The sequence below is a fragment of the Allobosea sp. 05T422_2 genome, from assembly GCF_056396265.1.
This window is the reverse complement of record NZ_JBFTLD010000329.1, coordinates 1-6,774: the sequence shown is the minus strand read 5'-3', so window position 1 is coordinate 6,774 and position 6,774 is coordinate 1. Positions and strand designations below refer to the sequence as shown.

Genomic DNA, 6,774 nt, shown 5'->3' with positions numbered 1-6,774 from the left:
CGATATGCTCGGGGCGGACGCCGAAGGTCAGCGGCTCGTCCTGGCGCACGGCCAGAGCCGCATCGAGGGAGACATTGCGGCCGGCGACCTCGATCATGTTGGCCGCAGCGCTGGCGCGCGCCGCCAGGAAGTTCATCTTCGGCGAGCCGATGAAACCGGCAACGAACTGGTTGGCCGGCCGGTTATAGAGTTCGAGCGGCGCGCCGGCCTGCATCACGATGCCGTCGCGCAGCACCACGATCTTGTCGGCCATGGTCATGGCCTMGACCTGGTCATGGGTGACGTAGATCATCGTGTTGCCGAGGTCCTGGTGCAGCTTGGCAATCTCGACACGCATCTGCACGCGCAGCTCGGCGTCGAGATTGGAGAGCGGCTCGTCGAACAGGAAGATCTTGGGCTCGCGCACGATCGCCCGGCCGATGGCGACGCGCTGGCGCTGGCCGCCGGACAGGGCGCGGGGGCGGCGCTGCAGATAGCTCTCGATCTTCAGGATCCTGGCGACACGCTGCACGCGTTCGTCGATCTCGGCCTTCCTGTAGCCGGCCGTCTCCAGGCCAAAGGMCAGGTTCTTGTAGACGGTCATGTGCGGGTAGAGCGCGTAGGACTGGAACACCATGGCGATGCCGCGCTGCGAGGCCGGGACATCGTTCATGCGCTCGCCGTCGATCAGGAGGTCGCCGCCGGTGATCTTCTCCAGCCCGGCGATCATCCGCAGCAAGGTCGACTTGCCGCAGCCCGAGGGGCCGACGAAGACGACGAACTCGCCCGGATCGATCGCAAGGTCGATGCCGTGGATGACCTCGACTGCGCCGTAGCGCTTCACCACCTTGTTGAGCTTGATGCTCGTCGCCATCTCGTCCTCCCCATCTTGCCGATCAGCCCCGCCGTTCCGGCCGTGTGACAGCGATCGGTCCTGGTGTTCTTGTCCCGGTTCAGTGCCCGTTCGGGCGCCAGCTCGTGTATTTCGGGTGATCCGGCCCGATCGGCAGTGAGACATCCKCGCCGGTCTGCGCCGACTGGTAGAAGGCCGTCGCCAGTTCCAGCGCCCGGCGCGCATCGGCGATCGTCACCGGAACCGGCGCCCGCCCGTTCAAGGCCTCGTGGAACGCATCCATCTGGCCGAGGAAGCGCCGTCCGACCGGCTGGTAGTCGGCCAGCAACGCCTCGATCCGGGCCGCCACGGCGTCATTCGCCGGCAGGACCGTCCAGGGATCGTCGCCGGGCGAATAGCAGCCGCCGCCGCTCTCGAAGGTCACGTTCTCGAAGCAGAGCCGGAAGCGGCTGATCTCGTTTTGCGCGCCCAGCGTCGCGCTGGCCGCGACCAGGGCGCCGCTCTGCATCTCCAGCGAGGCGGCGACGCAATCCTCGACCTCGATGGCGTTGACCCGCGTCACGGCGCGGGCGAACAGCTTCGCCACCGGCCCCATCAAATAGGTCAGCATGTCGTGGATATGGATGGCATGGGTCATCAGCACGCCGCCGAGCTCGGTCTCCCATTTGCCGCGCCATGGCACGTCGTAATAGGCGGCCGTGCGCTTCCAATGGGTCTCGACCGTGCCGAGATAGGGTGTGCCGGCGATGCCGGAATCGATGATGCGCTTGGCCTTCTGCACCCCGTCGCCATAGCGGTACTGGAAGACCGGCATCAGGATGCGCCCGCTCTGCGCCTCCGCCGTGAGCAGGCGGTCGGCGTCGAAGAGCGAACCGACCAGCGGCTTTTCGCAGACGACATGCTTGCCGGCGGCGAGCGCCCTCGTAACGAGCTCGAGATGGGTCGCCGGCGGGGTCGCGATATCGATGACGTCGATATCGTCGCGGCCGAGCAGCTCGTCGAAATGCTGCGTACGGCTTTCGACTGAGAACTCGTCGGCGACCTTGTCGAGCCGCTCCTGATTGAGGTCGCAGACCGCGGCAAGGCGCCAGCGCTCGGGCCGTGGCGCATAGCCTTCGAGGATATGCGAGCGGCCGATATTGCAGCCGACCACCGCGACGGATTTCACTTCACTCATCAGGCAGCCTCTTGGGACGATGCGCTCGGCAGCCTGCCGGTCTCGGCAAGGTGCTGAGCCTTGAGGGCGATCTCCATCGCCTTGAAGCAGCGCGCCTGCGGCATCGCCGTCTCGGTCCGGTCCAAGACGTCGGCTACGAGCTGGCGGCCATAGGGCAGCTCCACAGCCGAGCAGTCGATATGCTGCATGCCGCTGCGGTCGACGAGGAAAAGATGGTCCTTGCCCGGACGGCCGGCGATGTCGACATACTTGCGCAGCTCGATCGTGCCCTGCGTGCCGATGATGGTCAGCCTGCCATCGCCCCAGGTCGGCAGCCCGTCGGGCGTGAACCAGTCGACGCGGATATAGCCGGTGACGCCATTTTGCGTGCGCAGGTGCATGTCGCCGACATCCTGCAGGCCAGGCCGGTCGGCATTGGCGCGGTTGCCGACCGAGGCGGAGAGGATCTCGGCGTCGTCGGCTGCGGCGAAGAACAGGAACTGCTCGCATTGATGCGAGGCGATGTCGGTCAGGATGCCGCCATAGCGCTCGCGCTCGAAGAACCAGCCCGGGCGCTCGGGCTTGCGGAGCCGGTGCGGGCCCATGCCGATCAGGTTGACGACCTCGCCGATCGCGCCTGYCGCCACCAGCTCGCCGGCCCTCACCGTCGCCGCCACCTCGAAATGCTCGGAATACATGATCGAGACGATCCGCCTGGTCTCGGCCTGCACCGCCTTGACCTCATGCAGCTGGGCCAGACTGGTCACCCCCGGCTTGTCCAGCATCACGTCCTTGCCGTGGCGCATCGCGGTGATCGCGATCGCGGCGCGGTCGGCGGGAACGGCAGCGCTCACGACCAGGTCGATCGCCCGGTCCTCATGGAGCCGGGCCGCCTCAGTGACACGCGGGATCTCCGGGTACCTGGCCATGAACGCGGCCGCGAGATCGTCCTCGGCCGCGTAGAAGCCGGCGCAGGTGGCACCGGTGCGCCGGAGCGCGCCGATCTGACCATGGATGTGGTCGTGGTTGATGCCGATCACGGCGAAGTTCAGCACTCTCATCACGGGCATCCTCAGCGCTTCATGCCGGTCGTGGCGATGCCTTCGATCAGCAGCCGCTGGAAGAACAGGAAGATCAGGAAGATCGGGATCAGCGACAGCACCGACATCGCAAACAGCGCTCCCCRGTCCGAGGTGCCGCTCGAGTCGATCAGCGAGCGCAGGCCGATCTGCACGGTGTAGCTGTGGATGTCGCCGAGATAGATCAGCGGCCCGAAGAAATCCTCCCAGGTCCAGATGAAGGAGAAGATCGCGGCGGTCGCCAGAACCGGCAGCGASAGYGGCAGCAYGATCTTCCAGTAGATSCGCCARGCGCTGCAGCCATCCATCATCGCCGCCTCGTCGAGTTCACGCGGCAGGCCACGGAAGAACTGGACCATCAGAAAGATGAAGAAGGCGTCGACCGCGAAATATTTCGGAACGACCAGAGGCAGCCAGGTGTTCACCCAGTCCATCTTCAGGAAGAGGACATATTGCGGGATCAGGGTCACGTGATAGGGCAGCATCAGCGTGCCCAGCATCAACGCGAACCAGAAGCTCTTGCCGAAGAACTCGAGCCGCGAGAAGGCAAAGGCCGTGACCGAGGCGGCCATGACGTTGCCGATCGTCGCCAGCACCGAAATGGCCAGCGAGTTCAGGAAAAACGTGCCGAAACTGACCTGCAGGCCGAACCAGCCGGTCTTGTAGGCCTGCAGCGTCACCTGCGACGGGATCAGCGAGGTCTGCCCGCCGAACATGTCGTCGGCCGGGCGCACCGAGCCCGATACCATCCAGAGCAGCGGATAGAGCATCAGGAACGAGACGCCGATCAGCAGCGAGTGGATCAGCACGGAGTGCAGGATGGACCGCTCCGGCGTATCGCCGGGCGGGGCGGCATGCGCGGCGTCATTCATCATAGTGCACCCAGTAGCGCGCCGACAGGAACGAGAAGGTCGTGAAGACGGCAATGATCAGCACCAGCACCCAGGCGAGCGCCGAGGCATAGCCCATGCGAAAGAAGCCGAAGGCCTCCTGATAGAGGTAGAGCGTGTAGAACAGCGTCGAGTTGATCGGCCCGCCCGTGCCGGCGGAGATGATGAAGGACGGCGTGAAGGCCTTGAACGCGTCGATCGTCTGGATGACGAAGTTGAAGAAGATCACCGGCGTCAGCAGCGGMAAGGTGATCCTGAAGAACTGCCGCGCCTTCGAGGCGCCGTCCATATTCGCCGCCTCGTACATGTCCTGCGGAATCTGGCGCAGGCCGGCGAGGAAGATGATCATCGGCGAGCCGAACTGCCAGACCGAGAGCACGACCAGCGTGTAGAGCGAGTAGTTCGGGTTGGAGATCCAGCTCGGACCGTCGATGCCGAAGACCGAGAGCACCGAGTTCACCAGGCCGTCGGCAGCGAAGAGCTGGCGCCAGAGCACAGCGATCGCGACCGAACCGCCAAGCAGCGACGGCAGATAGAACACCGCGCGGTAGAACGGCAGGCCCTTGATGCCGCGGTTGAACGCCATGGCCAGCGCCAGAGCGAAGATCAGCTTCAGCGGCACGGAGAGGATGACATAGATGAAGGTCACCTTCATCGCCGCCGCGAATTTCGCGTCCCCCGTGGCCATGCGGACATAGTTGTCCATGCCGACGAATTTGGGCGACTGCAGCAGGTCGTAGTCGGTGAAGGACAAGTAGAGCGAGGCCAGCGCCGGGCCGAGGGTCAGACCGAGGAAGCCGATCAGCCAGGGCGCGAGGAACATGTAGCCMGCGCCGTTGCCGGCGAAAAAGAAGCGGCTGAGACGCCCGGGCTTCGCCGGGCGCCTTTCTACCGCGTCACCTGCGGTAAAGGACACCATCGCGTCACCCGCGTTTGAGGATCGACGCGGCCTCGGTGACGAACTTCTTGCCGCCCTCTTCCGGTGAGACACCGAAGGCGACTTCCTGGCTGACCCGCTCCAGGACGAAGGCGACTTCGCCGGCACCCTTGGGTGGAGATGGCGGCAGCTTGGCCGTGTAGGGGCCGRGCTTGCCGATATAATCGACGACCTTCTTGCTGACCTCGTCCAAGTCCGGTCCGAGGAGTTCGCGCATGCCGGAGGATGCCGGCACGCCGCGCTCGACGCCCAGGATCTTTGCGCCGCCCGCCTCCGCCACGGTGAAGTTCGCCAGTTTGACCGCGATCTCGGGGTTCTTCGAATCCGAGGCGATCGACCACATCTGCGACGGCTTCAGATACTGCCCCGGCTTGCCGCCCGCCGTGACCGGGAAGGCGGTGATGTCGAGCTTGGCCTTGTTGAGCTGCTGGAGGCCGACGAACTGGTTGGAATGCGGGAACGCGGTCGCGGCATAGCCGAGCGTGAGCGTCGAGGTGTCGAGCGTCGACTTGTCGAGGGCCTGGACATCCGGCGGTACGCAGCCGCCCGATTTGCGCAGTTCGGCCCAGAGCTTGAACCAGTTGCCCGCGTCCTTTTCGTCGAAGGCGAGCTTTCCATCCTCGCCATAGAGCGCCCTGCCGTTCTGCACGAGCCAGAGCTCGAAGCCCGGCTCATGGCCGCTGGCATCCATGGTGGCGTAGAATTTCTTGCGCTTGTTGCCCTTTGCGAAGGCCGCGCATTTGCTGACGAACTCGTCCCAGCTGTTGCCGAACGCCAGCGGAGCGGCGCCAGCCGCCTCCCATGCCGCCGGATCGAACACGGCGCAGGACGAGTTCACGCCGAGATTGATGCCGAAGAGCTTGCCGTCGACACTGCAGGATTCGAGATTGGCCTTGCCGAAATCCTCGATCTTGAGCGCGTTGCCGATGTACTGGTCCAGCGGCACGATCGCGCCGCGGCGGGCGTATTCGAACATGTACCGGTAGTCCATCTGGAGCAGATCCGGCGCATTGCGCCCGGCGACCCGTGTGGCGAGGCGCGGCCAGTAATCGCTCCAGCCGGCGAACTCGGTCTTGGCTTCGATGCCGGCATTCGCCTTCTTGTAAGCATCGACGGCCCGGTTGGTACGGTCGGCACGCTCCTGCGAGCCCCACCAGAATACCCTGATGTCCTTTTGCTGCGCAGCTGCGGGCTTGAGGCCCAGCAGCGAAGCAGCAGCGATACCGGCGCCGGCGCCAAGCAACCCTCGACGGTTAACAGAATAGGCGCTCATCGACTTTCTCCCTCGATTGGTGCGTTTCCAGATTTTGTTTTTGTTTGAACTTGTTGTTCTTGGCGCGCCGGTGCGCGCGGAAGTCTTCGGACGTCAAACCTACTTCGGGCGTCAAAGATACTTCAGGCATCAAAGCGTCTGCAGTCGTCGGAGCTGGTGTCAGGCGGCGAGCTGTATCCGCCCATGCTTGCACGAGCGCGGCCTCGATCCCAGCCCGCAAGTGTAGCGAACCCTGCCCCGTCATGCCCAACAGACGGATGAGCGCGGACGGGCATGCGCTTCGAGCGGTAGCGAGCTGGTTTTGTGGCGTTCCAACCAAGCGCCTTCCTTTGAGCCTTGATAAACTGATACACTAAGATACTAGTATGTCAAAACCGCCTTGAGCGGTGCTGCACAGGCCGAACAGGCGAGAGCGATGGAACGCCAGGGGGAGCATGAAACGGCGGAGGGGCCCGTCCCGCGGGGGCGGTCGGCGAAGTCCGGCCTTCGTCCGCCGCAGCGACGCGTCACCACGGCGACGGTGATCTACGACGAGCTCTACGAGGCCATCGTCAACATGCACCTGGCCCCCGGGACCCCCCTGCAGGAGAAGGCGCTGACCCAGCAA

General features: G+C 64.7%; 6 protein-coding genes and 1 pseudogene. 1 reads left to right on the top strand and 6 read right to left on the bottom strand.

All coding sequences use genetic code 11. The features are described from left to right. The 6 genes from AC1DJT_RS32765 to AC1DJT_RS32740 all read right to left on the bottom strand — a co-directional run. A partial coding sequence (locus tag AC1DJT_RS32765) for an ABC transporter ATP-binding protein (protein WP_476835714.1) occupies nt 1-853 on the bottom strand: 853 nt, incomplete at its 3' end. A gap of 79 nt (nt 854-932) precedes the next feature. Then, complete coding sequence (locus AC1DJT_RS32760) at nt 933-2,009, bottom strand: Gfo/Idh/MocA family protein (protein WP_476835713.1); 1,077 nt, start codon at nt 2,007-2,009, stop codon at nt 933-935. Next, entirely contained in the window at nt 2,009-3,049 is a 1,041-nt protein-coding gene (locus AC1DJT_RS32755) for a Gfo/Idh/MocA family protein (protein WP_476835712.1), read from the bottom strand. The genes AC1DJT_RS32760 and AC1DJT_RS32755 overlap by 1 nt, the downstream gene beginning before the upstream one ends. 11 nt (nt 3,050-3,060) lie before the next feature. Next, nucleotides 3,061-3,939 carry a carbohydrate ABC transporter permease gene (locus tag AC1DJT_RS32750; protein WP_476835711.1) on the bottom strand — a complete coding sequence of 293 codons (879 nt, stop codon included), beginning with the start codon at nt 3,937-3,939 and terminating at the stop codon, nt 3,061-3,063. After that, a complete protein-coding gene (locus AC1DJT_RS32745; protein ID WP_476835710.1) occupies nt 3,932-4,780 on the bottom strand; it encodes a carbohydrate ABC transporter permease in 849 nt (282 codons plus the stop codon). Before AC1DJT_RS32745 ends, AC1DJT_RS32750 begins: the two co-directional genes overlap by 8 nt. A gap of 100 nt (nt 4,781-4,880) precedes the next feature. Further along, nucleotides 4,881-6,167, bottom strand: coding sequence for an ABC transporter substrate-binding protein (locus AC1DJT_RS32740; protein WP_476835709.1), 1,287 nt, complete (start codon nt 6,165-6,167; stop codon nt 4,881-4,883). A gap of 379 nt (nt 6,168-6,546) precedes the next feature. Here AC1DJT_RS32740 and AC1DJT_RS32735 point away from each other — a divergent pair. Then, nucleotides 6,547-6,774 (top strand): annotated as a pseudogene (locus AC1DJT_RS32735) (hypothetical protein); the annotation flags it as partial.